The organism is Bradyrhizobium sp. sBnM-33 (assembly GCF_032917945.1).
Taxonomy (GTDB): Bacteria; Pseudomonadota; Alphaproteobacteria; order Rhizobiales; family Xanthobacteraceae; genus Bradyrhizobium.
Genome location: NZ_CP136624.1, coordinates 9,101,627 through 9,127,737 on the forward strand (window position 1 = coordinate 9,101,627; position 26,111 = coordinate 9,127,737).

Genomic DNA, 26,111 nt, shown 5'->3' on the forward strand with positions numbered 1-26,111 from the left:
TGACTCCTACGGTTGTTGCGGCTTTTCAGAAGTCCGCTTAACCAATACTACAAGGGACTTTGCCAAGCTCCGCGGCATGCAGGGTCCCTACAAGCACGACTTTCCGGCGCCGGCGACGCAGGCCGTCAACGAAAGCGCACTCGAATCCGAACTGAACATCCTGAGAGACATCATCAGGCTGCTTCCGACTGGCGTGACAGTTCAGGACGAGAGCGGTGAGTTCGTGCTGGTGAACGACGCCGCGGCGGCCGCGCTGCAGATGGCCACCGCCGCACCGGAGGCCTCGCACCTGAACGATCGCCGCGAAACCTGCCTCGAATTGCTGCGTTCCGGTCGCCCGGCGGTGCTGGAAGAATCCATTGCCGGAAGCCAAACCAAGCAGGTATTCCTGACCTCGCATCGGCCGGTTCGGATCGCCGAGCGCAATCTGCTGATCTCGAGCTCGACCGACATTTCCGAACAGAAGGCGTTCGAGGAACATCTGTTCCGCTCCGCCTACTACGACGAACTGACCGGGCTGCCGACGCGGCGCGTGATCGAACATCGCGTCAACAGTCTCTTGAAGTACGACAACGGACAGGGCCTTTTTGCATTGGCCTTTCTCGACGTCGATAATTTCAAGCACATCAACGACTACTACGGACATTCGGTCGGCGACGCGCTGCTGGCGGAGATCGCCAAGCGGGTGGGACTTGATTTGCGCGATTCCGATATTCTGTCGCGGATCAGCGGCGACGAGTTCGTGTTGCTGCTCAACCCGGTTCAGAGCGAGAGCGAGGTCGCCGAATTCATCCGCTTCATCCTGCAGCGGCTGAAAGCGCCGTTCTTCATCGACCAATCTGAAATCTTCGCCTCGACCTCGATAGGCGTCAGCCTCTACCCCGAGCACGGGCGCAGCTATGAGGAGTTGCGTCAGAACGCCGATATCGCGATGTACCGCGTCAAGAACGGCAGCAAGGGCGCCGCCGCGTTCTTCGACGCCAGCATGGAACGCGAAGCCCTGGCGCGGATGAAAGTCGAGCAGGCGCTGCGGGTGGCGATCCTGGAAAAACGCTTTTGCTGCGCTTTCCAGCCCAAGGTCGACATCCGGACCCAGGAGCTCATGGGCGTCGAGGCGCTGGTGCGACTGCGCGACGACGAGGGGGTGATTCAAGCCCCCAGCACCTTCATCAATCTTGCCACCGAACTCGGCTTGATCGACGAACTGACTCACCTGGTGCTGGCCGAGATCGTCAAATCGATCGACCTGATCAACGAGAACTTCGGCCCCGACACCACGATCAGCATGAACGTCGCGGCCAAACAGGCCGGCAATCTCGAATTCATGCGCTCGTTCGCCCAGGCGATCGAAGCCACCGGATTTCCAAAGCGCTTCATGATCGAGGTGACGGAAGACGCCTTCGTGACCAAGACGCACTTCCAGGACGAGATCCTGCCGATCTTCCGCAAGCTCGGCGTCAAGATCTCGATCGACGATTTCGGCATCGGCTATTCGTCGCTGTCGGCGTTGGCCGACATTACCGCCGACGAGATCAAGATCGACCGCTCCTTCATCACCGATATCCATAAGCGTCCGCGCAGCCAAGGCATCTTGCGGGCAATCGAATCCTTGAGCGAAGCGCTCGGCATGACCGTGATCGCCGAAGGGCTCGAGACTTTCGAGGAACTGGCCTATCTGCAGGCAGCGACCAAGATCCGCTACGCCCAGGGTTATTACTTCTCAAAGCCGATCTTCCTGGAGGACCTCAAGCTGACGACCCCGCGCGCCAGCGAGGCGCGCGCCAGCCAGGCCAGCCGGCCGGCACAGGAAAACCGCCCCACCTATTCGCGCGCCGGCGGCTATCGCCGTTAGAGCGTTTTCCAGCGAAGTGGACACCGGTTCGCGTCAAGAAAACGCGTCAAGACAAAAACCTAGAGCCCGGTTCTGATTCAATCAGAACCGAAAAGGCTCTAGACCCCGCGATTGCGCCCGAAGAACACTCGATTAAGGCTTAGGTAACCGGATTTCCTAACGGCTTATGAGATGCGCGCATCGTACGCATGTTCCCGGGAGAAGGGAGAATGCGCGATCTGTTTCACCATCTGCGAGGCATGAAGGCCCGGACCGCGGCCGCCGGACGGCACGTTACCGCAACGATCCGGGGCCCGGTGTTGTGGCTGACCCTTTGCGGCGGCTTGCTGGTCGCTGCGATTTTCGTCGGTACCATCATGATGGCCGGCGAGTTCCGTGAGCGCGCGCTCGTCAACAGCGAGCGCGAGCTGGAGAACACCGTTCGTCTGCTCGCCCGCCATTTCGACCAGCAGTTCGAGGACTCCGACACGCTCGCCGACGACGTGATCTCCCGACTGCAGATTTCCGGCATCGGCTCGGAGAAGGAGTTCCGACAACGCGTCGCGAGCGCGGAAGCGCACGAGATCATGAGATCGAAGGCGGGCGTCCTGTCATACCTCGGCGACATCTCGATCTTCGATTCCAATGGGGATATGATCAACTGGTCGCGGCCGCTGCCCGCGCCCAAGCTCAACATCTCCGAGCGGGCCTATTTCAAGAGCTTCAAATTCGATTCGCGGTCACCCTCTATTCTGGCCGAGTCGGTTCGAAGCTATCTCACGGGCAACCTGAATTCCGTCATTGCCCATCGATTGAAGGGCGAAGACGGCATCTTCCTCGGCGTGATGACGCGGCGCATCAACCCTGCCAATTACGAAAAATTCTTCGCTTCCGTCGCGCTCGGAACCGGCGCCGCCATTTCGATGTTTCATGCCGACGGCACTTTGCTGGCCCGCTATCCGCGTGTCGACGCACTGATCGGCCAGAATTTTTCGAACGCGCCGCTGCTGCAGCGCGTGCGGGAAAGCGGCAGCGCGCAGACGCTGCGCGTGCAAAGTCCAATCGACCAGACCGCCAGGCTGGGATCTGCGGCTCCGCTCGCGCATTACTCGGGCGTGGTGGTCGCGACCAACACGGTCGCCGCCGCACTCGCCGACTGGCAGGAGCAAACCAGATTCCTGCTCATCGCGGCAACGTTGTCCGCTGCGGTGATCGCCCTGATCCTGTTCCTGATCATCCGGCAGATCACCCGGCAGAGCCGCGAAGCGCAGCAGCGGCTGGAAACGGAACGCGGCCGGCTCGATACCGCCCTGAACAACATGATTCAGGGTCTTGCGACGTTCGACGCCACGGCTCGCCTCGTCACCTTCAACGAGCGCTACATCGACATGCACAACCTGTCGGCCGACGTGGTCAAGCCCGGCTGTCATCTTCGCGACCTGATGCAGCATCGCAAGGATCGCGGCTCGTTCGATGGCGACATCGATGAGTTCTGCCAATCGGTCGTGCAGAACATCGCGCGCGGCCAGGCGGGCCAAAGCGTCATCCAATGCGCCGACGGGCGCACATTCTTGACGGTGAGAAAGCCGCTTGCGGATGGCGGGTGGGTCGCCACCATGGAAGACATCACCGAGCGGCGCAACCTCGAGCAGGAGCGCGACCGCAACTACGCCTTCCTCAGCCAGATCATCGATCACATCCCCTCCCAGATCACTGTGAAGGACGTGCACGACCGGCGCTATCTTCTGGTCAACCGCGTGGCGGAAGCCCAGTTCGGCATTTCGCGCGACCTGATCATCGGCAGGACGGCCTCCGACATCTTTCCGCAAGCTGCCGCCGAGATCATCGCGGCCGATGAAGAGAATACGCTGCAATCTCCCGACGGCCTGTTCAAGGACGAGCACGTCTGGGAAACTCAGGGGATGGGCCCGCGCTACGTCACCTCCAAACGGCTCGGAATCCGTAACTCGGCGGGCCAGGCGCATTACATCATCAACGTGGTCGACGACGTTACCGAGCGCCGGCTTGCCAACGAGAAGATCGCGCATCTGGCGCATTACGATGCGCTGACCGATCTTCCGAACCGGGTGCTGTTCCGCGAGCAGATCGAGCGCGAGCTTCGCAAGGCCATAGGCGGCGACCGATTCGCACTGCTCTACATCGACATCGACGAATTCAAGGGCATCAACGACTCGCTCGGGCACCATGTCGGCGACGAACTTCTGAAGGCGGTCGCAGCCTGCCTCAAGGACTGCATCAAGCCGGGCGATCTGATCGCCCGTCTCGGCGGCGACGAATTCGCTGTGATCCAGACCGCGATCGGCAGCCGCACCGAGGTCGAGGAATTCGTGGCCCGCGTTTACGAGGCGCTACGGCAGCCCTATCGGTGCCTCGGCCATCATCTCTCGACCGATGCCAGCATCGGCATCGCGCTCGCGCCGGAGGACGGCACTGAACTCGACCAGTTGATCAAGCATGCCGACCTTGCCATGTACGCCGCCAAGGCCGAGGGACGCCGCACCCATCGCTTCTTTGAGCCCTCCATGGATGCGCGCGCCCAGGCGCGGCTCACGATGGAGCAGGATCTGCGACAGGCATTGGCCGACGGTGGCTTCGAAATTCACTACCAGCCGCTGCTCGATCTCGCGAGCGGCGAGGTGACGGGCTGCGAGGCGCTATTGCGCTGGCGGCATCCCGAACGCGGCATGGTCTCTCCGGCCGAATTCATCCCGATTGCCGAAGACACCGGCCTGATTAACGAACTCGGCGACTGGGTCATGCAGACCGCCTGCACCGAGGCGGCCGGCTGGCCATCCCGGGTCCGGCTCGCCGTCAACGTTTCTCCGATCCAATTGAAGTCGCCGACGCTGGCGCTGCGGATCACCGGCGCGCTGGCCGCTTCCGGACTGCCGCCCGACCGGCTCGAGATCGAAATCACCGAGGCGGTGCTGATCCATGACGACGAAACCGCGCTCGCCATCCTGCATCAGCTTCGCGCCATCGGCGTGCGCATCGCGCTCGACGATTTCGGCACTGGCTTCTCCTCGCTGAGCTATCTGAAGCGATTCCCGTTCGACAAGATCAAGATCGACCGCTGTTTCGTCAGCGACATCGAGGTCGACGGCTCAGCGGCGATCGTGCAGGCGGTGGTGAACATTGCAGCCGCTCGCAACATGACCACGACGGCGGAAGGCGTCGAGACCGAGCAGCAGCGCGAGATGCTGCGCGAGCTCGGCTGCACCCAGATGCAGGGCTATCTGTTCAGCGCACCGAAGCCGGCGGCTGAGGCTAGACGATTGCTGGGTGCGCGATTGGAGCCCGCGACGGCTGTCGCCTGACGCCGTTCCAGCGCGCCGGTATCGAGAATGGCTGCGATCGCCGAGCTGCCACCCGCCTCCAGCGCCGCAATGGCCTCCTTGGCCCAGAGGTAGGAGGCTTCAAAGATTTCCGTGTGGCGATCGAAATCCGTCACATCGATCTCGAGCGGAAGCGGCGGCCGCATCACCGTATCAAATGGCCCGACCGGCAACATATCGTAGCGCTGGTGCGCCACCAGGCTCCGCCACAAAACGTTCACCGCGCTCGGTGCCTCAGGAAGCAACTTCTTGCGGAACGGCGTCAGCATGGCGGCGATCAATTCCAGCCGTCCCGGCAGCGATTCATAGTCGACATCGAACATCTCCGCCGCCGGCTCGCCAAAATGCACGACGAGATTGGGGCCGCTCTTGAGCTGGTGCATCGACGCCAGCGGCACATTGTCGATCAGACATCCATCGACCAGCATCGCGCCTTCCTTCGTGTAGAACGGCGGCAACAGCCCGGGGATGGCACTCGATGCGCGGACCGCCTGCCAAAGCGGCCCCGTGCGGATCAGCTCGAGATTGTGGGTCGAAAGGTTGGTGGCGACGGCCGCGAACGGCCGCCAGCAATCCTCGATCCGGCAGTCAGGACCGTATTGACTGGCAAGCGCCCGATCGAACGCCTTGTGATCCAACAGCGCATAGCGCGGCCAGGTCGGCCGCCGAAAGCTTCGGCTCGTGACGAATATTTCATGCGTGCCGCGCTCGAGATGCTCGGCTTCGAGATTTTTGGCGAAGCCAGCCACCATGGCGGAGCCGACGCTGGTGCCGACGAAGATATCGAATATTACGCCGCGCTCGCGAAAGGCCTTGTAGATGCCGACATGTGCGGTTCCAAAACTGCCGCCGCCGGCAGCGACGAAGCCGACGGCGCGGCCGCATAGAAAGCGAATCAGGCTGTCGATATCGACCTGGTCTTCGAGTGCGACATGGTGATGCATGAAGGCCGGCAGCCGGGCGAGCCACGCCGCGGTGCCGGAGACCTCGCCGCTTCGCCGGTCATGGATGCGAACGAGGCGCCGCGCCGAGATCGAATGAACCTCGCAGGCGACAGCCTCGATTTCCGTCAATGCCGCCGCGGGCGCATCCCCGCGACAGGCGAACACCACCATGTCGGCCTGACGGATCGCCTTGCGCGCCCACGGCGACGCCTCGCGGCCGCCGAGATAGACCACCAGCGGCGCGGTATGTTCGAGCTTGTTGAGCCATTCGGTGACGTCATGCGCATCGAGCGCGCGCCCGGGAAACATCGCATGCAAACGCGCGGCGTCGACGATCTCGGCATGGATCGCGGCCAGCCCCTCGCGCATCCGGCGATCGAAGGCGCCCGGCAGCGGCTCCAATCCGCCGTCGATCAGCGCCACTGTTCGTGCTTTCGGCGAAGTGGGAAACGGCGCAATGCGCGCGGTCTCCTTGGCGAACCGCCGTGCCAGCGCCGCGAGCAGCGCCTCGACGATGGCGGGTGCCTCCTCGACGAGCTTCTGATAGGCCGGACGCGTCAACGCCAGCACGCTGGTGTCGCGGATGGCGATCACATCGGCCGTGCGCGGGACGTTACCGAAGAAGCCGATCTCGCCGACCAGTTCGCCGGCGCGAAGCTCGGCGATCGGTTCGAGATAGCCGGTCTTGCGCACCGCGAGTGCGCCGTGCAGCACCAGAAAAAGCGAGTCCGACGGCCCGCCTTGCGCGACCAGCATTTGTCCACGCACCAGATCCTGGCGGACCATGGCGTTGAGTGCCTTGAGCCGCTGTTCGGAACTGAGCGTTCGAAACAGCGCGAAGTCCTCCAACGCAGAGCTCCACGCCAGTACCGAACTCGACCCATTCATTTGGCGGTACCCGGTTGAATTCGCAGCCCGACTCTAGCGCCGCCCACACGGCACCGCGAGTGATATAAAAGCCAGCGAGCGCACCGCAGCATTTGGCCCAACGGCGGATGCACTGCAGCATGAACGCTGCAAACCGCTGCCGCTCTACGCCGCGCACCGGCCGCGATTGTTCTCCGCGAGAATGGGACGGATCAGACGGCCAAAACGCTCGGCCTCCTCGTCATGCAGATAGCCGGACAGGCAGAACGAGTGGCAGCCGGCGTCGATGAATTGCTGCAGCGTATCGGCGCACTGGACGGGATTGCCGACCACGGCAATGCCGGCGCCGGGGCGGACTTTTGTGATGCCTGTCCATAGATGCGGCAGCAGAAGATCGCCATGCTCACGGGCGAGCTGCTGTACGCGCTGGTTGGCTTCCGATTTGTTGTAAAGCGTTTTCATTTCCTGCTTTTGCCGCTCGGTCGCATGCCGCACCAGTTGATCGGCGGCCTCCCAGGCGTCCGCCTCGTTCTTGCGGCAGATCACTTGAAGGCGCATGCCGAAGCCGATGTCGTTTTCGCGGCCATTTCCGCGCGCCATCTCCCTGATCTCGACGATATTCGAGGCGATCTTTTCCGGCAAATCGCCCCAGAACAGATGCACGTCGGAATGTTTGGCCGACAATTCCCAAGCCTGGCGCGAGCCGCCGCCAAGATAGAATTTTGGAAACGGCTGCTGGTGCGGACGCGGGCGGATATGGGCGCCAGACAGTTTGTGAAACTTGCCTTCGAAATTCACCGGCCCGCGCGTCGTCCAGAGCGCCTTCAGGATCGAGACTTCCTCCTCCATCAGTTCGTAACGCTGCTCTTTTGGATAAGGAATGCCCTCGCCTTCGACCTCGCTTTCGTTCTGACCAGCGATCAGATTGACGCAGATGCGCCCGCCCGACATCTGGTCAAAGGTCGAGATCATCTTCGCCAGCAGCACCGGATTGATGTAGCCGGGCCGCGCCGCGATCAGCGGCTTGATCGACGACCAACGCGCCGCCATGAACGCGCCCGTGATCCAGGCTTCCCAGCACACCGAACCGACCGGGATCAGGAGATATTCAAAGCCGGCCTTTTCTGCCGCCTGCACCACGCGGTCGCAGAGTTCGGGCGAGCCGGGAATCTGCGCATCCATCAGGCCGTAGGCCGTGGTGTCGCCATGCGTGGGCAGATACCAGCCGAATTCGAGCGGACGCATGAACGTTTCTCCCTTGACGTATTCTTTGGCGCGCTTGTTGCTTGATCGTCGTGGGAATCAGTCTAGCGTCTGCCAGGCTTGGGGCAATCGGGTTCGCCCGCAGCGCGCATTTCGCCAGCATTGCGTCAACATAGGATAGCATCCATGTCTCCCGTCTCACTGCTTCTCAATATCATCTGGATCGTTCTCGGCGGCGCATGGATGGCTTTCGGCTGGCTGATCGCGTCCGTCATCATGGCGATCACCATCATCGGGATTCCCTGGGCGCGGGCCGCGTTCAATATCGCGGCCTACACCTTGTTCCCGTTCGGCTTCACGGCGGTCTCGCGCGACGCCTATACGGGCCAAGAAGATATCGGCACCGGGCCGCTCGGGGTGATCGGCAACATCATTTGGCTGGTACTGGCGGGATGGTGGCTGGCGCTCGGGCATGTCGTCACGGCCGTGCTGCTGGCCGTAACTATCATCGGCATTCCCTTTGCCTGGGCACACTTAAAACTTGCCGGGATCGCGCTGTGGCCGATCGGCAAGATCATCGTTCCCGCGAACTAGTTTAGCTCGGATCCGCCTCTGACTATCCCGAGGCCGCCGTCTCCGCCGGTTTCAGCCGCTCGAACTCGGCGTCGCTGATCTCGGTCTGGGCCACCAGCACGCTGCAGCGCAGGCGCTTGACCAGATAGCTGCCGATTGAGCCGAACCAGCGCGCCAGCGCCCCCTGCGGGCGATGGCCGACAACGACGAGATGCGCGCCGATTTCCTCGGCGACTTCGGCAATTTTCTGCCCGGCATCGCCGACCTCGAGCCGCGCCGTCGGCGAAAATCCCAGCGCCTTCAGCCGCTCGGTGCCTTCGTTCAGGATGGCCTTGTAATCCTCGGTCTGCAACTCGATCGGGATCGTAAGCCCGGCCTCGGGTGTCATGATCGAGGAGACCTCGACGACGGCGAGCAAAAAGACCTCGGAATGGCAGAGTTGTGCGAGCTTTGCGCCCTCCCGCAACGCGCGCCGCCCCTCGACCGAACCGTCATAGGCGAGAAGAACCTTCTTGTACATCGGACGTCCCCATCCATGGTCTAGAAGATCAACGCGGCAAGAGTACCACCAATTGGCCGAAACGGATTGGAATTTTGAGTGGAAATGCGGTTCTCGCCCGCCAGCTTCGTCTCGCGACCCGGAAGGGCCGGTTGCCCCTGCCCGGCCAATCGGCTAAATGAAGCCCTGTTGCACCCGTAGCTCAGCTGGATAGAGCGTTGCCCTCCGAAGCTGGACCGGCGATACATCTAATCCCTTTAGATCTGAGCTTTTTAAAGCAACCGGCCGCTATTTTCACATCAGAGGCACATTCGGGCCACGTTTATCCTCGCTCTCGGGGAGGAATGATGACGCCCTCGGACGGCTCGAAGACGGCTTCGAATCGGGCGTGAACTATGTCAGGGTCACAACTCCGACGCGGGAAGTCGGTTAACACTCGCCAAGCGACCTAATGGACCCGACAAGTCTAGATACGCTGATGCGAGTCGCTGCCTTCGAACGCGTCCGCGGGCTGAATGAGATTCATGACCACCTATCCGCGACTGAGCTAACGTCCGGGTTTCTCTTTCGGGAAGAGCGAATTCCGTTAGTCAATCCTCAGCGCGGCATCTTCAAACCTCATCAAATGCGCTTCTTGCTGTCCATCAAGACGGTTTTCCCGAAGCCTGGTGGTAAAGTCTGGTATGACGATCAGAGGGAAGTCCATCATCAAATATTCCGAGGTGATGAGACAGTCGATTACGCTTTCATGGGCACGAATCCGGATGCCGCCGACAATCGGTGGCTGAAGCAGGCATACGAGAACCAAATTCCCATCATCTATTTTCTCGGGATAGCACCAGGTCGCTACCATGCTCTCCTTCCAACCTTCATCTCCGGTTGGGACGGCCAAGCACTCAAAGCCCGGATTACTTTTGGCCCAACTCCAGAGACCTTTGATCCGCCAGCGGACAGTTTGGAGCGGAAGTATGCGTTGCGAACGGTCAAGCAACGCCTGCATCAAGCAACGTTCCGAGAGGCTGTGATCACAGCTTATGACGGTCGCTGTGCACTGTCTGGCCTTCCCGAGCTGCTGCTTCTCGACGCCGCCCATATCGTCCCGGACCGGGATGAACTGCTTGGCCAACCTATGGTCACGAATGGAATCCCATTGTCGAAGATCCACCACGCGGCCTTTGATGCGCATCTAATCGGAATTGATCCTGACTTTCGTATGCACGTATCAAATCGACTGCTCGGTCAAAATGACGGCCCAATGCTGGACGCGCTCAAAAACCTGAATGGTCGCACTATCATCCTACCAAAGCGAACCAAGGACCAACCCGACAGAAATAGACTGGCAATCCGCTTCGAACGCTTCAAGCAAGTCGCGTAGTTCGGTGGGGTTCGCGTTATCCTCGGACTCCTGACGATACGTGGGGCCAAGTCCGAAGCTGAGCTAGAAATTGTGTTGAAACTGTCTAGGTTGAGAAGTCTCTCCTTCAATTGACATTCTGCGTCAGCACCAGGGGCGTGGCAGCTTCGGACAGCTTGTTGCGCCCAAACAAAACGAACTGCCAACCCTTCCCCGATCAAAGTTGCTCCCACATCAACGCCATTGACTCGGTGCGCTCCGCAGCGACGGCCGAAGTTGCACGCATCCGTGCCTTCCATCCCGGGCGCACAAGAACATGCAAGTTCATGCGGGTCCGGACAGCCGTTGAGGACGAGTTCGCGAACTCTTAGGCAGCTTCGCCGTTTTGGCGCTCTCGACCTCTGTTTCGGGCGTTCGGCCGATCATCCAGGCTGACGGCGCCCCCGACCTTCTTGGTCGGCGTAAAGCGCACTTCTGAAAATCCGAAATTTAACTCGACTCAGGACCCAAATCAGTGGTTTTATACCCAACCCCAAGAAGGGCTCACGGCTCGGGATTGGGTGAGATGGGTAAGGATGGCCATGTCAGATCAGGACGTGAAACATTCAGATTTAGTCGAGATCGCCAAGCGAAACGGCGAGTTCAGAAGAAACTACGGGCTTTTCGTTGGAGCTTTCCTCTATCTGCGTTCCATAAGCGCTGCTCGTTCGCCTTCCTTTTGGTGGACATCACTACTTGCTGCCATTGCCGGAGCATTTGGCCTTTGGGTTCGATGAACCCGGCACTTTGTTTCTTCATCGAGGCGCTAGCGAGGCTACCCTCTGGAACTTACAACTTATGGCGGGCGCTGAGCGCTCTCGGATCTTAGGTCTCTGATAATTGCTGCAAACTCTTGTAGAGGCATTCCATGAAAATCAACTTCTGTGGGACTGGTAGATCGCGACGCCCACCATCGAAAGCAGGTTATCGACTGCATCTATCGCGCCTGCCAGCCCATCGGCCAAACTAGCGTTCGATCGTTTTCTTCAGAGCTCTTATCAATGACGCCAACTCTTGCATGTGCTGCTCCATGATAATTAGCTTTTCTGTTAGTCGCAGATCATCCAAGCCAACCATTGAAAGCACTGATTCTATCACCTCATCCGAATGCTGCATCAACACGATCAGATGGGTGCCACATGGACCATAACGACCTGATACCCAATTCTTTACAGTCCGTTCGTTCGCTCCGGTCCAACCTGCCACCGTTTTGATACGAACTGTTCCACCTCGCAACATCTTCTCCAAGGCTAACGCAATTTCGGCAGCAAACTTAACTTGATGAGGTGGCCCTCCACCGCCCCCGTCCGGTCCGCCACGGCGTCGGTATCGTGGAAAGGAATTGCCCTTTTTTGTAAACGACATTCCATTCTCCTGTTCGCTACGATCAGGCGGGTAACTCACACTGTCTTGGGGAAGGCAGGTCGTCTGGCTGTTGGATAAAGGTGCCGATTGAAAAGGCAAACCAAGAGCTCCAAGAGTCGCTCAAATCGCTCGGATGCCCCCTCTCCGGCCGCGGCATATGTTCGGATGTCCACGGACCTCCAACAGTATTCGACGGAGAATCAGCTCGACAAGATCAAGCGTTACGCGGATCAGCGCGGCTTTGAGATCGTCCGAGTTTTTGAAGATGCAGGTCGTAGCGGGCTAACGCTCAACGATCGTGACGGCTTACAAGACCTGATCAGAGTGGTGCAGTCCGGAGCGGCCGATTTTGAGGCGATCTTAGTCTATGACGTGAGCCGCTGGGGGCGCTTTCAAGATGCGGACGAAGGGGCCTATCATGAGCACCTATGCTCGCGGGCCGGAATCCGAGTTCACTATTGTGGCGAGCAGTTTGACAACGATGGCAGCCTCGGCTCTATCCTGCTCAAGAATGTTAAGCGGGTTATGGCTGGAGAATACAGCCGTGAGCTTTCGGTCAAAGTCTTTGCTGGTCAATGCCGCTTGGTCGAACTTGGGTTCAGGCAGGGCGGCCCAGCCGGCTACGGCCTTCGAAGGCAGCTGATCGACGAAAAGCGTCAACACAAAGCCGAGCTACTGCGCGGCGAGAGGAAAAGTCTTCAGACCGACCGAGTCGTATTAGCTCTCGGGCCTCAAGATGAAATCGCTCACGTTCGCCGAATATACACAATGTTTGTAGATGAAGGCCTGTCCGAGCACGAGATTGCGTCGCGCTTGAACAACGAAGGGATTCTTACAGACTTCGAGCGGCGGTGGTCTCGATCATCTGTGCATCAGATCCTCACCAACGAAAAATACATCGGCAACAATGTTTTCAACCGCGTATCCTTCAAACTAAAGCAAAAGCGGGTCGTCAACAGTCGCGAGAACTGGGTCCGAGCAGAAGGTGTATATCCATCGATCATCGAGCGATCGCTGTTTGATCGAGCTAGATCGATCATCGATGCTCGCAGCAACCATTATTCGGACGAACAACTGCTATCTTTCCTGCAGACAATTCTCCAGGAAGAGGGTTCGCTGTCGGGACTGGTAATAGATGAACGAGCGGATATGCCATCTTCAAGCGCATACCGAAGTCGCTTCGGTAGTCTTATCAGAGCATACAGTCTGATCGGCTACGAGCCTGATCGAGACTACCGATACATCGAGATAAACCGCAGCATACGGGCTGCCTATCCGGAAGTGCTAGACAAAATTGTCGCCGGCTTCGAGGTCGCTGGCGGCGATGTTACACGCGACGAAGGCACTCAGCTCCTATCTATTAATGGAGAGTTTACGGCAGCCATCGTGATCGCTCGTGCTCTGACGACAACGAGCGGATCTCTCCGTTGGCGCATTCGGCTGGATACAGGCCTCATTCCAGACTTGACCGTCGCAGTTCGCCTCGACGCCTCGAATTCAAGACCGTTGGACTACTACGTGTTCCCTAGCCTTGACTTGAATGTGCCCCTCATAAAGCTCGCGGAAGACAATTCGCTCTCTCTGGATGCCTATCGCTTTAATTCATTGGATTTTCTCTTTTCGCTCGCTGGTCGGTCCCTGTTTGGAGAAGCAGCATGAACGGATTGATCAACGCCCAAAGACACCTCAAGGTGATCCCAATTAAGACGATCCGGATTCTAAACCCGCGGGTCAGAAATCGGCGAAATTTCAATGAGATCGTAGAAAGCGTTGCGCAAGTCGGCCTGAAACGACCCATTACGGTCAGTCCTCGGCTCTCGGATGTTGACGAATTTGAATACGATCTTGTGTGCGGTCAGGGTCGTATCGAAGCATTCGTTCAGCTCGGCCAAAGTGAAATTCCAGCCATGATCATTGATGCGGAAGAGAGCGATTGCTTAGTGATGAGTTTGGTCGAAAATTGCGCACGCCGCCATCACCGCGCCATCGATTTACTGGAGGACATCAACACGTTGCGCGGACGAGGCTACGACGATCGTGAAATCGCCGAAAAGATCGGTGTGAGCCTCGACTACGTTCGAATGATTAGCACTCTACTCGCTGAAGGCGAGGAACGCCTTGTAAACGCGGTGGAAGCGGGCATCCTCCCTCTCAATATGGCTATCGAAATCGCAAAGTCAGACGACGCAGATGTGCAGCGCGCACTTACCCAAGCGTATTCTGAAAAGAAACTGAGGGGCAAGAAGCTCGTTGCAGTCCGTCGGTTGCTGGATCAACGCCAGAGACGGGGCAAGCACTTGCACAGCCAGAGCTACGGAAGGCGTGACGGGGCGAAAAGGCCGCTCACAAGCGAGTCAATGATTCGGATATATCGGCGAGAAGCTGATCGCCAGCGGCTTCTGGTCAAAAAAGCAGAGGTAACGCAGAGCCGCCTCTTGTTCGTAGTTGAAGCTATTCGAGCGCTGCGCAAGGACAAGGATTTTACCAGGCTACTTCAGGCTGAGGATTTGGCTTCGATGCCATCATTCTTGGAAGAGAGACTAGCCGCGAGAATGACGCCATGAACCGCTATGTAAGCCCTGACGCGCTAACCGAAGTTATCCAGGCATTTAGTTCAGATACACTAGTCCTAGCGATTAGCTCGATACTCCCAGTGCGCCCAATTGGAAAAACGGTCAAGGCGAGCCACAAGTATCGCCAGATTGCGTGTTCCATTGAAGAGATCGGAATTGTCGAGCCACCGGTTGTTTGCCGAGATAAGCAGACTCGAGGAACTTACCTACTGTTGGATGGCCACCTCCGGATCGAGGTTCTAAAAGATCGAGGCCAGACTCAGGTCGAGTGCCTAGTTTCGACTGACGATGAGGCGTTCACTTACAATAAGCGAGTAAGTCGACTATCCGCGATTCAAGAGCAGAGAATGATTGCCAAGGCGATCGAGCGCAACGTGCCGAAAGAAAAGATTGCGAAAGCGCTCGATATTAACGTTCGTAGTCTCATTCGAAAGGCAACTCTAGTCGATGGCATCTGCGAAGAAGTTGTAAGTTTGCTTAAAGATAAGATGTGCCCCATGGCGGTATTTGACGTGCTTAGAAAAATGATACCTATCCGACAAATCGAGGCTGCTGAGCTTCTGATCAACGCGAATAATTACTCCGTGGGCTACGCATCAGCAATACTTGCTGGAACTGCTCAAGCACAGCTCGTCAACCCGTCCACGCCGAAGCGGATAAAGGGTATGACTACAGAAGCACTGGCGCGCATGGAGAGCGAACTTACGAAGCTTCAACAGGCGATAACGTCCATCCAAGACTCATACGGACAGGACCACCTCCACCTCACTGTAGTCAAAGGTTATCTGTCAAAGCTTGTTGGAAACACGAAGATCGCCAGATACCTTGAGAAACACCAGCCCGATTTTTTGAGCGAGTTTCGAAATATTGTGCAGATGACGTCGACGATTGCGTCCGATTGACGTGTCGCTGAAGAGGGGACCCGGACCCGTAAGCGCGGGGACCACAGGAGAAGCCGCACTTTGGGGCGGATCAATTGTGGTGATGGGGATGGCGGCGAACCCGCTCGGAGCCCATCAGGCCGACGAGCTTTCGTTAGCCAAATCGGCCGAGATCGGAGTGTTAGCCTCAAGCCCCACCGCGGCAACAGCTGGCACTTCCGACTCGGACCAAATCGATGGACCATGGCTTGACGGTGCAACGCTCTGTGCTCGAAATTCCCTTTGCAATCAGAGAGCAATCTGCTTCGAAGGCCTGTCGGAATCACAATCCGTCACAATGCCGGACGAGAAAGGGACCGCCACCCTTCGAAACTGGCACGCTCGGCGACACTCACCACAATCGCCGATGGCAGAAGATTTATCGGTGGTCCCAGTTAGCCCGATACTTCAAACTGTGCATGAACTATGGAGAACTAAATCTCAGATTGTCAGCGTTCCCTGCGAGACGGCCCGATCGAGCTTCAATGACTGATTTCAAGAAGCTCAGCCGGCGACGCCGGCGCGTGGCACCACAGGCACTTTCGGTATCTTGTCTGCGGGCGGTAACGATGAACCAGTTCAAAGGCCACACTTCTAATTCCAAATGAGCTGTGCCAGTGTTGCAACCTGTGAGCACTGCCTTAATATGCTTGCCAATACCTTGTGTGTTCGAGAAGCAGTGCACCTTACCAAGGGCGGACCATAAACTTCACTAGCGAGACCACCCGATGAGCAGTTTCCGTCACTGCCTTAGGCTTGCCTGGGTTTGCAAAACGAGCGCCTTCAGCTTGCTTGCCGGCTTCGCGCTAATGTTGTTCTTCACAGAAGCACGGGACCTCTTCAATGATCGAATCGGGACTTTAGGTCTTGTGCAGTATGCTGCGCTCGTATTGCTCGTTTGGTCTCTGCAGATATGGCATTCGGCCAAGTGCGCCATTGATGCTCGGACAAGACTCAGGAAATCCCAACTTACTGACGGCGGAAGCAACAAAGAGGTAGAGGATCCAGCTCGCGATACTTTTGATTCACAGCTGACGAGGACTTTTCCACTCTTATTGGGTCTCCTCACATTTGCGGCAGTTTGGACGGGCCTCTTTCTATCTCGCAAAGACATCTTAGTCTGCGAGCAAATCCAGACGGGTGAACGGCTTAGATCATGTCTAGGCTACGCGTTCACTCAGGACCTTGGGGATCTCCAAACGGCGCAGGAAGCAGCCAAGAAATCGGGTTGGCTAACTTCAGATTATTCGCTGCCGGAAGTCGGCGAAGCGCTTTCTCACCTTGGAGTTCTTGCCATCTTCATCGGGATCGCGGCCATCATCTACCTCGTGGTCACGCTCCGCCTAGACAGAACGATCTTCGGCTACCTTAACAAAAGGCTTGGGCCCAAAACCAGACTCCCGTGGCTTGCGGACGCGCTGACCGGCATTACATTGACTGCCGAAAAGCGGACTTTAGCGAACCTAGTTGTAATGGGGTTCCTATTTGCTGTTGCCTTCTATCTTCCGTTGGAACTGACAGACTGGGCGGGGCGAGCAGCGCTGATACCTATCCTCCTAGGAAGCTGGATACCTCTTGTCGACTATTTAGTGAACCTGTCCGGTCGCATCCAAGAACGCTTCGAATTCCGCTGGCCGATCGTTGCAACGGCTATTGTTGCCCTAGCGGTCGTTTCGACCTACGTGGACCGGTTTCACGACATTCGAATCTACCGCTCCCCTCATTGGCAAGCCGTCCAAGCGCCCAGCGCATCGAGTAAAGCAACCTCGCGTCAAATCTATATAGAGGAGGCTATTGATAAATGGATGGCGCTTAACGGCTGCACTAACGCTCCGGCCGATTGCCGCATGGTGCTGGTCGCAGCGGAGGGAGGCGCTAGTCGCGCAGCCTTCTTCACCGCAACGGTCCTCGGGACACTTCTCGATATCACGCGGAGCGAAAGGGACAAATACATCGATTTTGCACAAGCGACGTTCGCTTTGTCGGGAGTTTCAGGCGGCGCCTTGGGCACCACCACCTTCCGGACGGCTTTGAAGGAATCAACGGAAGGAACACCGCCATGTCGATTCGTGGATCCGATATGGTTCGGAGCCACGGGCGTTGAAACCTCGACGCCGAACCGTGATCCAACAAAGAGCTGGCGGGCTTGTTTGCAGTTGCTCACTGCGGGGGACTATTTGTCTCCCGCAATCGTGGGGCTGTCCTTCCGCGACCATTTTGCATTGCTTGCGCCGAGCAACCGAGCGGTTCTTCTGGAACAGGCGATTGAGCGACACTACAACAAAGTAGTGCACGGTAAAAAGACGGCGTGCGGTGGTCCAGAAGATGAGCGCGGCTTTTGCGGCGCGTTTGGTTATCTGAGCCCGCATGATGCGAAAGGCTGGCAGCCCCTATTGCTTCTAAATGCGACGTCGATGGACAACGGAAGGCCCATTCTGATGTCTGATATTTACACTGCCGTCACCTCCGCCGCGTCTCAGAAATGCAAGGGCCTGTTCGTGGTCGCACAGAACGCTTTCGAACTCTATGCCACCAACCCCTTCACACCTACCGAACCCCTCCCCGACGTCATGGAGTCTTGCGTTTACTCGAAGTTGGAGCGCGCCGCAGACATGCGGCTCTCAACCGCGACTGTCCTCAGCGCTCGTTTTCCAATTATTTCTCCGGCCGGTCACTTTCGCTACGAGGACGAGTTCAGGAATATAATTACCGATCACGTGGTAGATGGAGGCTACTTCGATAACAGTGGCCTCGAGAGCTTGATCCAGATCATCCCGGCTCTAAATGCGAGGGGGTTACGGCCGACCGTATTGTATTTGACGAACGATCCGTGGTTTTTTAAGGAAGCCATTCGCGCCGGCCGCCCGCATTCAACGTCGAGCGTTAGTCGGATTCTCAATCCCACTCTGGAGCCGCCGCAGCAAGGTTTCTGGTCGAGAGCGCTATCTTGGATAATGGAGCCCGTTGCTACCATTTACAAACTAAGGTCGGGACACAAGGAGGCTGCTCTCGAAAGAGCCCATGATCTATTGGATGGAAGTGTGTTCGTCCCCATCAGAGTCCGACGTGGTGTCTATTTGAGGGGAACAGGCCTGCCCGTTTGTATCGACCAGCCGGCGCGGCAGGGGCGCAGCCGAATTTCCTTATACCACCCGGTCATGAGTTGGTGGCTTTCCCCCATCACTCAACGTGTCCTTGATGCACAACTTTGCGATCAGGAAAATATCAACGCGCTTGGTGTTGTATTGCGAGAGCTCAAACGCCCCGCGACCTAGCAATCAAGATTGCTGGCAGAACAACACTACGTTGTCGAATTTGCGGTCTGGTATCAGAGACAACCTGCGTCCGGGAATAATGACTAAAATGCAATCCGCCATAGTTGCGGTGGAGAACAGGGATGGATATCTGACGCAGGTCGCCGAATAGCCGGGCGAGGAAGCCGGTGGCATTCTGAAGGTGCTGAGCTGACCATGCTCCATGACGGTGACCTAAAAGCTTACTTGAACTCTTTTGCCAAGAGCGATGACCCGTCTCTCGTGCCGGTCTCGCCGCGAGACTGTCTCGCAAAGGTTGACGGTATCTTTCTTCCGGAGGTCCATCGTCTTAGCCGTTCTTTGCATATTGCGGCCGTCCTTGGTGACTGCCCTATAGAAGCGGCGACCGCCGTTCGCCTCATCCTGGACGAGCTTCGGGATGTTCGCTGTGCTCCTCTCAAAAACCAGAATGCATGGATGCAGGCAATTGCCTGGGCACGTGTGCAGCCGGGATTCGCAGAGGTGGCATCGATGAGGGTTGCGCTGGGGCAGGAACGCGAGCTCATTGTTGGGGAAGCATGCCGGCGTCTCCGAAACCAGCGCTATAAGGTTGAGGTCGGAGCATATGGGCCGCAAATTGCGGAGACATCCCGCCGGGAGATCGTGCGAAAGGCAGAGGCGCTCGTTGCGCTGCTTGGCGGCGTCGAGACCGCCGGTCAAGTTCTGCGCTTCCTGCGGGATGCAAGATCTTATCACGACGGAATGTGGCTGTTTGGCGAGATCGGCCTCAACATTAATGATGCCAAGCGTCCGATGATCCCGGTTGGTTGGCTATTCTCGCTGGCCATGCGCTTTCTCAATCGCCCCTGCAGCGCCCGCAAGCCAGGTGTTGCGTGGCAGTCTCTCGTGGACTTGGCGACAGATTTCGCCGCCGCGCACGACTGTCAGCGCTACAACCAGTTCGAGGACATGCATCCGCATGTGACTCAATTCCATCGCATGTTGGTCAATTCGACGCTATGGCGCGAGTTTTTCACCCTGCCGCAGGTGCCGCCGAAGGCTCTAAAGCAAATCCTCGATGCGCTTGCGACGGTCCTGACGGAGCAAGACCAGGATCGCCTCGGCTTCTCCTTTCGGGTGCTCGTCAGAGAAATTTGGCAACTCATAACCTGGTCTAGCGATGACCGGCTAACAATCCATTCCCGCGAGCAGGTTGAGCAGGCTCTCCCCCTTCTGAGACGCCTCACCGGAGGTGCCGTGGGAAGCGTAAATGCTAGCTACATTGACCCGTTGGATGCCCGTGAACGCACGCAAGACGGTATCCTTCTGTTCGCATACGGATTGGATCGCGCCGTCTCCATGCCGCGCTCTTTCCTTGCAGCGGCAGGATGCGAATACGTGTTCCGGCTGATTTGGTCGAAGCTGGACAGAATACGGGGTGCGGAAATCGTTGGACAGACGCTCGAACTTGCGATCGCGGAATCTTGCAAGGGAAAGGCGCCCACGATGCTCACACAACAGGAATATAAAGTCGCTGGAAGTCCTTACGAGCTCGACGTAGCGACCCGTGATGAAGATCATATCGTCTTGATTGAGACAAAGGCTAAGTCGCTCACCCAGCGTTCACGCTCTGGGGACATGTTCGCCTTTTTCCAGGACTATTCCGATAGCTTCCTAGCTATTCTGACGCAGTTGGTCCGCCACGAAATACACCTGAGGCGGGGAGACACCCCGCTCACTTCTGCCAACGAGGTAGTTGCGGACTTGCGACCTGTGAAGGTTGCGGTTTCGCCGCTCAGCTACGGCCCTGTGAGCGATAAGCTACTTTCCAGCAGCATTCTCCGTTCCCTAGTCGGGGCAAGGCTTTTTCTCGTCGAACCGGACCCAGCGAAGCAAAGATTCATCGACGAATTCAACGAGCGCCTAGAATATCTTCTTACCAACATGGCGCTAGTAGCCCCAAAGAAAGACGGACACGCTCAATTGTCTCCCTACTTGATCGACGTCTTTTGGCTTGACCTCGGGCAAGTCCTCTACATCATCGATCGATCCATTACAGTTTGGGACGCCTTCCAGCCGCTCAAGCACATCACATTCAGTTCGCGGGACTTCTGGACGGAAGTTGCCTACGCTGATCACGGAGGCCTTACGCAAGGCAAGTGGCGCCCCCCAATGCAATCCTGAGCGGGTAGTTGGACCTCGCTTAGTCAGCATGGACCATGGCCCTGGCAGAGCAACGCTCTCTGGTTTGAAATCCTCGTTAGGATCAACGATAATCTGCTGCGGAAGATCGCTTCCAGCGTGCTGAAATCACAATCCGACACGATAACCGCACGAAGGGTCGTGCGACGCTTGTCTACAGCGCATCGCGGCACTGAACGTTGCTTTACTCCCTTATCACCGAGCGAGTAAATTAAAGTCGCGCCTCGGCCCCGTGCAAACCTGTGGCGCGTATCTTTTCACAATGAAGGAACGTCGGACCGATGGACACACAGGCCTCTGGCGAATTCCTAGTCCCGTTTAGGGAACGAAACCCTTCCGGCGCATACAATCAGAATTTCCTTTGGAAGACCGGCAGTATTTATGTGATGGACAATCACCGCGCCGCCTTATGGTGTTGGATGAAACACGTTAATCCAACCACTCAACACTCCATCCTGCATATCGATCGCCATTACGATACCTTAAGAAGCAACATGGGGACGTGGCTTCTCCATTACCCAAAGCAATGGGATGTGAGCATTCAAGAATATCTCGACCTGTCCTTTGAAGATCGACTAGGCCAAGCCCAACGACTGTTCCGTTGGGACAACTATTTGTCCCTATATTTCGAGAATGCAAAAGACTCTATCTCCACGTGCTGCTTCGCTACCCACGGCGACGGCGATCGACCCGAATTGGACCAGCTAGAGCAAGTCACTCCGTGGGCTCTCCTTCAGAATCTAGACTATTGGGTTAGAGAATTTGGTTCGCCATGGATCATAAACATCGATCTCGACTATTTCTTCTGTGACGACAGCGAAGACGATCAAATTCAGATGCTGTCTGACCAGTATGTGGTCGGCATTTTCTCCGCAGTTCGCAAGTCAATCGACGCAGGTCATGTCGCCGTTACGACAGTTGCGCTTTCTCCTGAATTTTGTGGCGGATGGGGAAACAGTGAACGAGTATTAAAACTAGCTGTAGATGTTCTTGGAATTGATTTCAGCTTACCGAAATAGTTGAGTGTCAGGCTGGGTCTACTCCGGCTCGCTAAGTTCAAACTTTCGCATCTTCTCCTGGTTTCTTTTGGTCCGCCACGTGGCGAGGCGTAGCGGAGCAGCAACAAACTTTTCATCATCAGTTTCTTTTGGCTTAAGCCCGCATCTCGGCCCACACCATAGCGGTTCGTTTGATCGCGCCGCCGACCTAGGAATCAGCCTGAGCGGAGAAGATAGGATGGAACTTCGATGAATGGTTGTCAGTATTTTCTTTTCATCTGGTGTCCACACATTGCCTTCTCTTGTCGACCGAAATTTAGCGCGAATAATCGTCTGCAAAGCTCTCGCTGATCCATCGAGTTGATCTAGCTCCCTGATCAGCAGTCCTGCATAGATCCCCTGCTGCCTCGATCCGGCGGTAATGTCGATTCCCGAATAGTTCGGAGAGCGACGCCCGTCGTGATGCACATACCAAGTTCTTGAACTAAGTTGCTCGTCCCCTCTATGGGTAAAGGGATCTCGCCAAACGTCCGACTCAGTGAACAGATACAATTCAAGCGCTGTTATCCGCCAAGAGCGGCTTTGGAACCGCAAGTCATGCTCAAACATTATTGACTTTGCTGCCATCGCAAAGCGGGATGCGATGTCTTCAATAGTCTTCACGTCTTCAAAATTTGGTATGACTGTCGGATTCATCGGTTAAACGCGAGCGTAACGGTATCTTCCTTTGATGCTGCGATTTAGATACTCGCCAATCGAGGCCGCCCTCAACAAATTATCGTATTCGTGCCTGGGAATGTCGAAATATTGATACACGCCACCATTACGAAACATTACTTCGAGCGTTTGCGAGGGCTGGTCGTAGCCAATCTCACTAATATTGGTTGAGGTGACTGGATCCCGTCTCATAATTTTAACCCCTTGCTCACGACTTAATCCGTTCGGAGCGAGCGTCTTGCTTTCGCCAGGCCTTGAGAGCCTCCGCATAATCATCAAGATCTCGTGGCTGATTCCAACCACCGGGGCTTTCGTAACCGTCGCTTTCGCTGCCGGAGACGACTACCTTCGGATCGGCGCTATCGGGACGACGATTTTTACTAGGCTTGTCTATCACCGTTCTAATTGGAAGGTTTACAGCCTCACCAACAATAATGGCTTCACCTGTTCGTAGCACGGGTAGCATTGAGAATAAGCCGTCCAAATTATCGCTCGAAGCTGACTTCACCTGATTTCGATCGGTCGGGTCTGACAATCGCAAGGCGAAGATCGTTCCACACTGCGACAGAATGGTTGCGTCGATTTCCGCGGGACGCTGGCTCACCAACATCATCCCAATTCCGTATTTCCGGCCCTCTTTCGCTATGCGCCGAACGGCCCCCGCCGCCAATCCCTTTCCTTCTTTGCCTAAGTAACTATGTGCTTCCTCCAGGACAAAAAGTAGCGGGCGCTCTCTCCCTCCTTCTGGAAGGTTGCGAGCCCAAAAGAGAGCGTCATAAACGATGCGAAGAAGTGCCCCAACTAGCTCCGATTGGATCATCGGCGGAATCCCTGAGAGGTCAAGGATACTGATAGGATTCTCAGTCCCAAGCCAACTTTCTAGTAGCTTGTCAAGATCTGCAGCGATCTCGCCACTCTCGTTCGGGAGATAATCACCGGGCCGGAAAAGAAAATCAAATCGAGGATCCCGTAGTTTCGATCCGAGTGCATCTACGGCTCGGCCGATGTTGAGCGTCGACCTACTTAGCCGGATCTTCTCTTTATCGTCTTTCTCATCTTTCGGAGAACGAAAACGAGGTGGTATTGCTTTGGTCACATCTCCCGCCTGTATCACTTTTCCCTTGGCGTCTGTTTCTAGAGCCCAGGTTTCTCGCGACTGTGGTTTCCCTGCTATTTCAATATGCGTTGCACGCATCTGGGTGTGAAGGTTGAACCAAAGCTGGTGAATGCTAAACGGGACCGGACTGTCAACCGTTAGAGTGTCCTCCGTTACACCGGCTCGGCTGGCTTTCGCGAGCGCGGCACGCTTCAGTTCAGTGATTTGGTCGATAACCGCACCACGATCACCAGCCTCTAGTGCGCCAAAAGTGAGCGGCAGCAACTCATCAAATGTCATTGCCCAGTATGGCACATAGAAGGGTTTTTCTTCGGCAATCGAGCCGGTGTTCACCTTGAATACCGCGGCTCGATCTGCGAGAGCTTTTCCGTATTCGCCGTGGATATCTATGACAATAATTCGCGCGGACGGATAGCGAAGCGTGTCCGACAACGCCGCCAGAATCCCTGCTACCGTTGTGGATTTCCCCGAACCGGTGGCGCCGACAACGGCGCTGTGGCGCGTCACGAGTTTGTCAATATCAACGAGGGCTGGAATGCTGTCGACGCTCGCTAGATGTCCAACAGAGACGAACTTGGGGTCCTTCGGTCGGCCATAGATCATTCGTAGATCCTGCTCGGTAACCAAATGGACCGCGTCACTCACTGTTGGATATTGCGTAATGCCTCTATCAAATCCGCTTTGAGCGCGACCTTCCCCGACGAGCTGAATCGTCATCCAACGATTCCCGAATTCGTTAAGACCAGCCAATCTCTCCGGAACAGCACTAGCCCCTACTTGCGAGACTACTCCGTAGAGATCCACGAATCCTAAAGATATGCGAACGAATGCTCCAAGCTGTCCGACACGGTAGCTCTGGCCCTCTATAAAGCTAAGGCCAGATATCGTCCCATCATCAAGGCGCACTCTTAGTGTCGCCCCGCTTACATCTTCGACCGTTCCGAGATACGTAGATTCCTTCCCCATTCGAGCCTCTAAATGTCGGACGACGAGATAAAATCATCCAAGAATGGGGCGAATTTCGCGAAGTCTCCTAGCAATAGTTCACAAGGGCCGGCGACTTCGTCGTCCGCTTCTTCCGAAACGAAGAAGCCCGAGCGGATCGCGTTCTGGTCTGTGCCTGGACGAGTCATCCATTTCCCGGCTCTTCGTCTCACGACTGCGCCGTCACGAGCGAGAAACAAAAGATTTGGAACGCTTTGAGCTAATGCGGCGCCTTCGGAATAGGCTTCTAGCTTATCAAATTGCAGTGCGTAACATACGGCAGACGGATTAGCTTTCAGGCTCTCGACAAGAGCCTCGTTGATATGCTGGTCGCCAAAAGAATAACCGCACACGATCATTGCTACTGGCATTTTTTGATTTCGAACAAAGCTCCGAAAACGATCAATCATTACGAAGTAAGGCATGCGCCGGCTTTCGTCATATTTTCGGTGCGACGGATGAATCAATTGCTCCAACCCGTCTGACGAGACGTTGCTCCTGAAAACTCTCTTGTTTTTGGTATCCAACTTCCAATTTATCGACCCATGCAGCTTCCAAACCCTGCACCACCGATCAGAAACAACATCATCATCAATTGCACGTTGGTCGAAGAATGGTTTCACCGACCCCACGAAGCCATCAAAGAAGGGAACACGCTGAACTTCGAGCGCGCTTTCCAGCAACAGATGGTAGTTCGTTGTAAAGAGTTCAGTGGCTGGCCGCGCCCGACTCTCCACGAAACGAGCCAGGGATAGATACGGATTGTCAGGCTCGACATATTCGCGATCAACGGCCTTGGTAATGTCTGCGCATATCTTTTTATCGATAGCAGAGAGGCTTGAGTGAGAGAGACCACGAGCGTCTGCTTTTCCAGCAACCTCGCTAAGTGAACGAATTTTCCCTAACATAGATTCGATATTGGGAGTGGCCTCGCCGTCTTCTTTAAAAATTTCACACAGTCGATTGAAGCTATCTTTATGGTCTTCGGATCCTGCCATTTCCGCGAAGATTTTGGTCGAGAGACCTCTAACATCTGGAATTAGCGGCTCCGATCCACACCTAATTGAGACCGGACAGCCTGCGCCAATGAAAAATCCTACCGAAAGTTTCGGCGCCGCAAGTGCTTGGCGAATTTGATTTAGAAACTGGAGGGGATCGTGCGTTTGATCAGCCAATGAAGAAACCTTTCGCCGAGCCACGATTCTTCGGTTCAGACCGAATCGTCGCCTTACAGAAGGGCTCTTTCTAGCGAAAGTTGCAAGAGTAACGGATGACTCTACTGCGCGAAAATTCTTTTGCCAAATCGCGAATCGGT

Annotated in this window: 18 protein-coding genes; 10 read left to right on the plus strand and 8 right to left on the minus strand. The window is 56.4% G+C overall.

All coding sequences use genetic code 11. From position 1 onward, the window contains the following. Positions 1–76: 76 nt before the first annotated feature. Positions 77–1,852: a putative bifunctional diguanylate cyclase/phosphodiesterase gene (locus RX328_RS42840; protein WP_213253642.1), complete on the plus strand. Its 1,776-nt coding sequence runs from the start codon at positions 77–79 to the stop codon at positions 1,850–1,852. A 209-nt stretch (positions 1,853–2,061) separates the two neighbouring features. Continuing rightward, a complete protein-coding gene (locus RX328_RS42845; protein WP_409410867.1) occupies positions 2,062–5,169 on the plus strand; it encodes an EAL domain-containing protein in 3,108 nt (1,035 codons plus the stop codon). Here RX328_RS42845 and RX328_RS42850 read toward each other — a convergent pair. Both RX328_RS42850 and RX328_RS42855 read right to left on the minus strand, forming a co-directional pair. Next, a complete protein-coding gene (locus tag RX328_RS42850) occupies positions 5,085–6,980 on the minus strand; it encodes a patatin-like phospholipase family protein (RefSeq protein WP_249726790.1) in 1,896 nt (631 codons plus the stop codon). The two genes, RX328_RS42845 and RX328_RS42850, sit on opposite strands and share 85 nt — an antisense overlap. A gap of 183 nt (positions 6,981–7,163) precedes the next feature. Further along, on the minus strand, positions 7,164–8,243 hold the full coding sequence (locus RX328_RS42855; protein ID WP_213253639.1) for an LLM class flavin-dependent oxidoreductase: 1,080 nt from the start codon (positions 8,241–8,243) through the stop codon (positions 7,164–7,166). A 144-nt stretch (positions 8,244–8,387) separates the two neighbouring features. Here RX328_RS42855 and RX328_RS42860 point away from each other — a divergent pair, with 144 nt between their 5' ends. Then, positions 8,388–8,795, plus strand: a complete 408-nt coding sequence (locus RX328_RS42860; protein ID WP_213253638.1) for a YccF domain-containing protein — start codon at positions 8,388–8,390, stop codon at positions 8,793–8,795. Positions 8,796–8,817: 22 nt separating this feature from the next. On the opposite strand, the gene RX328_RS42865 is transcribed toward RX328_RS42860, so the two are convergent. Beyond that, a complete protein-coding gene (locus RX328_RS42865; RefSeq protein ID WP_213253637.1) occupies positions 8,818–9,294 on the minus strand; it encodes a universal stress protein in 477 nt (158 codons plus the stop codon). 457 nt (positions 9,295–9,751) lie between these two features. Here RX328_RS42865 and RX328_RS42870 point away from each other — a divergent pair, with 457 nt between their 5' ends. Then, positions 9,752–10,648, plus strand: a complete 897-nt coding sequence (locus tag RX328_RS42870; RefSeq protein ID WP_249726788.1) for an HNH endonuclease — start codon at positions 9,752–9,754, stop codon at positions 10,646–10,648. Positions 10,649–11,632: 984 nt separating this feature from the next. On the opposite strand, the gene RX328_RS42875 is transcribed toward RX328_RS42870, so the two are convergent. Beyond that, positions 11,633–12,031, minus strand: a complete 399-nt coding sequence (locus RX328_RS42875) for a hypothetical protein (RefSeq protein WP_213253634.1) — start codon at positions 12,029–12,031, stop codon at positions 11,633–11,635. Between the two features lie 165 nt (positions 12,032–12,196). On the opposite strand from RX328_RS42875, the gene RX328_RS42880 reads away from it, so the two are divergent. The 6 genes from RX328_RS42880 (at position 12,197) to RX328_RS42905 (ending at position 21,999) form a co-directional block, all read left to right on the plus strand. Then, positions 12,197–13,690, plus strand: a complete 1,494-nt coding sequence (locus tag RX328_RS42880; RefSeq protein ID WP_213253633.1) for a recombinase family protein — start codon at positions 12,197–12,199, stop codon at positions 13,688–13,690. Beyond that, a complete protein-coding gene (locus RX328_RS42885; protein ID WP_213253632.1) occupies positions 13,687–14,595 on the plus strand; it encodes a plasmid partitioning protein RepB C-terminal domain-containing protein in 909 nt (302 codons plus the stop codon). Before RX328_RS42880 ends, RX328_RS42885 begins: the two co-directional genes overlap by 4 nt. After that, positions 14,592–15,506 carry a plasmid partitioning protein RepB C-terminal domain-containing protein gene (locus RX328_RS42890; RefSeq protein ID WP_213253631.1) on the plus strand — a complete coding sequence of 305 codons (915 nt, stop codon included), beginning with the start codon at positions 14,592–14,594 and terminating at the stop codon, positions 15,504–15,506. Before RX328_RS42885 ends, RX328_RS42890 begins: the two co-directional genes overlap by 4 nt. Positions 15,507–16,252: 746 nt before the next feature. Beyond that, a complete protein-coding gene (locus RX328_RS42895; protein ID WP_213253630.1) occupies positions 16,253–18,799 on the plus strand; it encodes a hypothetical protein in 2,547 nt (848 codons plus the stop codon). A gap of 195 nt (positions 18,800–18,994) precedes the next feature. After that, entirely contained in the window at positions 18,995–20,962 is a 1,968-nt protein-coding gene (locus RX328_RS42900) for a hypothetical protein (protein ID WP_213253629.1), read from the plus strand. A gap of 299 nt (positions 20,963–21,261) precedes the next feature. After that, positions 21,262–21,999, plus strand: coding sequence for a UPF0489 family protein (locus RX328_RS42905; protein WP_213253628.1), 738 nt, complete (start codon positions 21,262–21,264; stop codon positions 21,997–21,999). An 18-nt stretch (positions 22,000–22,017) separates the two neighbouring features. On the opposite strand, the gene RX328_RS42910 is transcribed toward RX328_RS42905, so the two are convergent. The 4 genes from RX328_RS42910 to RX328_RS42925 all read right to left on the minus strand — a co-directional run bounded on the left by RX328_RS42910 (position 22,018) and on the right by RX328_RS42925 (position 25,971). Next, positions 22,018–22,674 carry a hypothetical protein gene (locus tag RX328_RS42910; protein ID WP_213253627.1) on the minus strand — a complete coding sequence of 219 codons (657 nt, stop codon included), beginning with the start codon at positions 22,672–22,674 and terminating at the stop codon, positions 22,018–22,020. A 3-nt stretch (positions 22,675–22,677) separates the two neighbouring features. After that, complete coding sequence (locus RX328_RS42915; RefSeq protein ID WP_317258601.1) at positions 22,678–22,971, minus strand: KTSC domain-containing protein; 294 nt, start codon at positions 22,969–22,971, stop codon at positions 22,678–22,680. Then, entirely contained in the window at positions 22,904–24,529 is a 1,626-nt protein-coding gene (locus RX328_RS42920; protein ID WP_249726787.1) for an ATP-binding protein, read from the minus strand. The genes RX328_RS42915 and RX328_RS42920 overlap by 68 nt, the downstream gene beginning before the upstream one ends. 257 nt (positions 24,530–24,786) lie before the next feature. Further along, positions 24,787–25,971, minus strand: coding sequence for an SIR2 family protein (locus RX328_RS42925; protein WP_213253626.1), 1,185 nt, complete (start codon positions 25,969–25,971; stop codon positions 24,787–24,789). Between the last annotated feature and the right edge of the window lie 140 nt (positions 25,972–26,111).

What these genes read in the sequence shown, in the direction of transcription:
- RX328_RS42840 (WP_213253642.1), top strand. Translation starts at nt 77, where the DNA reads ATGCAGGGTCCCTACAAGCACGACTTTCCGGCGCCGGCGACGCAGGCC.
- RX328_RS42845 (WP_409410867.1), top strand. Translation starts at nt 2,062, where the DNA reads ATGCGCGATCTGTTTCACCATCTGCGAGGCATGAAGGCCCGGACCGCG.
- RX328_RS42855 (WP_213253639.1), bottom strand. Translation starts at nt 8,243, where the DNA reads ATGCGTCCGCTCGAATTCGGCTGGTATCTGCCCACGCATGGCGACACC.
- RX328_RS42860 (WP_213253638.1), top strand. Translation starts at nt 8,388, where the DNA reads ATGTCTCCCGTCTCACTGCTTCTCAATATCATCTGGATCGTTCTCGGC.
- RX328_RS42865 (WP_213253637.1), bottom strand. Translation starts at nt 9,294, where the DNA reads ATGTACAAGAAGGTTCTTCTCGCCTATGACGGTTCGGTCGAGGGGCGG.
- RX328_RS42870 (WP_249726788.1), top strand. Translation starts at nt 9,752, where the DNA reads ATGCGAGTCGCTGCCTTCGAACGCGTCCGCGGGCTGAATGAGATTCAT.
- RX328_RS42875 (WP_213253634.1), bottom strand. Translation starts at nt 12,031, where the DNA reads ATGTCGTTTACAAAAAAGGGCAATTCCTTTCCACGATACCGACGCCGT.
- RX328_RS42880 (WP_213253633.1), top strand. Translation starts at nt 12,197, where the DNA reads ATGTCCACGGACCTCCAACAGTATTCGACGGAGAATCAGCTCGACAAG.
- RX328_RS42885 (WP_213253632.1), top strand. Translation starts at nt 13,687, where the DNA reads ATGAACGGATTGATCAACGCCCAAAGACACCTCAAGGTGATCCCAATT.
- RX328_RS42890 (WP_213253631.1), top strand. Translation starts at nt 14,592, where the DNA reads ATGAACCGCTATGTAAGCCCTGACGCGCTAACCGAAGTTATCCAGGCA.
- RX328_RS42895 (WP_213253630.1), top strand. Translation starts at nt 16,253, where the DNA reads ATGAGCAGTTTCCGTCACTGCCTTAGGCTTGCCTGGGTTTGCAAAACG.
- RX328_RS42900 (WP_213253629.1), top strand. Translation starts at nt 18,995, where the DNA reads ATGCTCCATGACGGTGACCTAAAAGCTTACTTGAACTCTTTTGCCAAG.
- RX328_RS42905 (WP_213253628.1), top strand. Translation starts at nt 21,262, where the DNA reads ATGGACACACAGGCCTCTGGCGAATTCCTAGTCCCGTTTAGGGAACGA.
- RX328_RS42910 (WP_213253627.1), bottom strand. Translation starts at nt 22,674, where the DNA reads ATGAATCCGACAGTCATACCAAATTTTGAAGACGTGAAGACTATTGAA.
- RX328_RS42915 (WP_317258601.1), bottom strand. Translation starts at nt 22,971, where the DNA reads ATGATTATGCGGAGGCTCTCAAGGCCTGGCGAAAGCAAGACGCTCGCT.
- RX328_RS42920 (WP_249726787.1), bottom strand. Translation starts at nt 24,529, where the DNA reads ATGACGATTCAGCTCGTCGGGGAAGGTCGCGCTCAAAGCGGATTTGAT.